Here is a 3,472-nt window from a genome sequence, read left to right as displayed (position 1 = left end):
CTATTTGATGTTATAGGTATATTCCTTCAATATCCGTCCCTGGCGGTCCTTCACGCGAAGCAGCCGGTTGAACTGGTCATACTCGTAATACGTGGTGTACCCTTTGTTGTCGGTGGACGCGGTCATGCCGCCCCGCTGATTGTATGTGTAGCTTTCCATCTGTGCCCCGAGCGGATAGAGCCTCACGTCGTCCAAGTACCCAGCGGGGATGATCTGCAGGTTGCCCGTCACATTGCGCAGGCGTATTTCACGCTGCTGCCAGCTTCCCTTGGTCTGTAAAACCGTGTTGCTCACAGTTACCGCCCCGGTATTGCGGATGGAGACCGTGCCCCCTTTCTCCCAGAACGTCAACACATAGGTGTTGGAGGCCACAAGCTGCTTGTCGTAGGTGGTGATGTAACCCGAAGTGCCCGTATTGTTCGTGCAGTACATGCCTACAGGTGCGCCTTGGTTACTGTAACGGGTAAGCACCTGCCCTCCCCCGCCCCGCCAGTCGCTGTCATTGGACTCCGTCTCAAAACTCGCATACGCTGATTCCAGGTAGCGTCCACCCGATATTTGAGCGATCGGGTGCTTCATGAACTGGCCGAAAATAGTGGACGTCACCCGGCCCGCGGCATCTGTCTGGCCAACCGGCTTGGTCTTGTTGTATGTCCGCATGGGCTGGAACTCATGGTCCGCCTGTTTCACTAATGCCGGGTCCATTGACAGCGTTTCACTACTTCCCGAGCGGGTGACTGAGAAGGGCACGTATCCTGATACGGCAATCGGCTGCAGGTTACCCAACTGGTGTGATGCCAGGGGTACCGACCGCCATTGGTACGAGGGGTAATAGTATTGCCGAGCCCCGGTATGGGTCAACACGGCGGCGCCAGTGATCTTTTCCGTACCGCCCTCCACCACGGTGCTAACCACCTCGATGGGCGTGGCGATATTATGGCTGTATACTAGGTAAGAGTACGGATATTGCTGCGCATTGTTATAACCGCTGCTGTAATTGGTCAGCACATCGAAAGCATAACGATATTTGGTCCGTACGGTCTGGCCTCGGCTGTCGGTCACTTGTTCCTGCTTCAGGAGTCTGTAATTAGCATCGTAGGTATAGTTCTTTGTAGTCACCACAGAACTGACACTACTCCCATCCTCATAAGCATACACCGACTCGCTGGTTTGCAAATAGGCATTCGTGTAATTCAGGTAGGCCGTTCCCTCTTCTATCCGCTGCCCATTACATAAATACCCATGCCGGGCCCGTAACGCACGGACCTGTTCAGCCGTCGGATTTATTTCTGAATATCCTAACAGTGTAAGCCTTACTGAAATATTTGCGGAATTAAGTCGGCGTTCGAGTTCAGGCATCGAACGTTGGTGTGCTTTGGATGTATACGGTTCAAGTATGATGTGGTTAACTTGGAGACGGTTAAGGGGCGCTAGGTCTCGCTGTGCGGCTATTCCATCAAAATTCTTATATTCATATATTGTATATGAACCATCATTCCGTTTCTCTACAACCTCAGTGTATCCAATATGGCTATTATGGTTATTGGAAACGGTAGGAACAACGGATTGGGAAGTAAAAAAAGCCAGGGAGTATGTCGCATTGTCGTCGAATGACTTCACCCGATAATCAGGGAAATAATACTGGGTTTTCCCACCCAGCACCCCACTAGATGGCAGAGTTGTAATGTCCGAGGTGCTGGTATACCCACTCACATAGAAGTATTCCTTTTCCACCTTACTGGAAGGGAATTCGGGATCGTAGCTGCTGATCTTCCTTATTCGCAATCCGCCGGCAAGGGTATTGGATGATAGTGTGACCGGTATATTCCATCTCAATGCAGGTACTTCCTTACGGTACAGGTGCGGTTCAAAAGTAAAATCCGTAACACCGCCCGTTGGATAAGTGATCTTACTGAGCGTACCCGCTTGTAAATACGTGGCGTTTGGTTGCCGGTAATTGTAATAAGCGGTATAATAGGAGCTGGTATTGCTAATAACGGCCTCAGTACCGTTATAAAACCCCCAATGGTCGCTCTTGTTAGCCAGATACGGGGGCAATGAAACCGAGGAATTGTATGTGAATGAATACGGGTCCATCAGGCCGCCATCAGCACCCTGCTCCCGGACTGAAAGCAGCGTAAGCCGCTGTGTGCTGCTTGCGCTATAGGTGAAATTGTACGCTTTTTTCAACTCCCCGTCGATTTCGATCCTGATCTGATCGAGTTTCTTCCATTGGAGCTTGTTCAGGTTGGTCGGATATGTATTGTTAAAATCATTATCTTCCAGAAAGGGTAGGAAACTGGATGTCGGCGGATTGGCCTGCCATAAAGAATAAATATAGGAATATGCGCTTTGCGGATAACGGAGTTCTGTCGATGTGGAGCGAACGAAATGGATTTCTTCGTTTTTGCAACTGATCATTGATAGATAGACGGGAGAGACCAGCATACCGCCGTATGATTGGTTGATCGAATAGAACTGGCCTCCGCAGATATTCTGGAACCCACCTGAAACGACTTTCTTGGTGCTAATCGGGTTATTTACGGCATTGAACATTTGGTTCACGAATGCATCACGTTCATATGTGAACGATATCTCGTCACCCAACTGATAGGTGATTTTGGTAAGATGCCAAGTGGTAGCAATCCAATGGTTATTGAACTGGTTGAAGAACTCCATGCTGTATTCTATCGAAGACGTGTTCCCGCCGAAGGTATACCGGACCCCATTTTCATCGATAATTGTGAATCCGGAAAAGGACTTATAATACCCCAGGTAAGTAAATGCTGATTCCGAAGGCGGTGAGAAAGGCACCGAAAGGAACGCCCCCCCGAATTCCACCTTGATCGGCCGATTGCTCCTGACCTTCCAGGTCCCGTCATGTGAAATAAAAAACGTACCCGAAATTCCATTTACGAAGAACGAGAACTCGTCGGGCTCTGTATCCTTGGTGGAATTCGCTTCACTCCTAGCAATGCTTTGCATATACGACGTCGTACTCCAATTGGATACATTGAGCACGCCATGGTTGTAGTAGAACCCATTATTGGCACCGTGTATAAGGTTTGCATTATTGTACTCATCAGGCATGTCGCGCACCACACGGGAAACCACACCACCCGCGAATAGATTCCAGCCCATGCCTACCCAACCTGGATGCATATCCGGTCTGAATCCTGAAGCATGGTATCCGAGCGAAATGGGAAGGCTAACGTCGCCTGATTCCACGGCATGAAGTGGTATACCGATAGCGGGGGTGCCGGTGTAGTGTGAAACCTGGTAACCTCCATATAACCCGAAGGCGGCCGCATTGGGACTCATAAGACTCTGGGGTGTTGAAGGGAGTTGTGAAAACACTTCACCGCCAAATGCACAAAAGCATAGATATAGTCCGATATACAGACCTTTTCTGATAGTAAGGAGTGACATTGTAAATAGAATATGGTGTCAGATCATATAATGAAAGTCGCGA

At 49.3% G+C, this 3,472-nt stretch carries 1 protein-coding gene; it reads right to left on the bottom strand.

Annotated elements, in window-relative coordinates:
• Entirely contained in the window at nt 1–3,321 is a 3,321-nt protein-coding gene (locus U9S71_RS19565) for an RHS repeat domain-containing protein (protein WP_326329511.1), read from the bottom strand.
• Nucleotides 3,322–3,472 lie beyond the last annotated feature (151 nt).

It is taken from the genome of Parapedobacter flavus, assembly GCF_035818675.1.
GTDB classification, from domain to species: Bacteria; Bacteroidota; Bacteroidia; order Sphingobacteriales; family Sphingobacteriaceae; genus Parapedobacter; species Parapedobacter flavus.
Note: the sequence above shows the minus strand (reverse complement) of the source record. Positions and strands in the feature narration are given on the sequence as shown.

What these genes read in the sequence shown, in the direction of transcription:
- U9S71_RS19565 (WP_326329511.1), bottom strand. Translation starts at nt 3,321, where the DNA reads ATGAGTCCCAATGCGGCCGCCTTCGGGTTATATGGAGGTTACCAGGTT.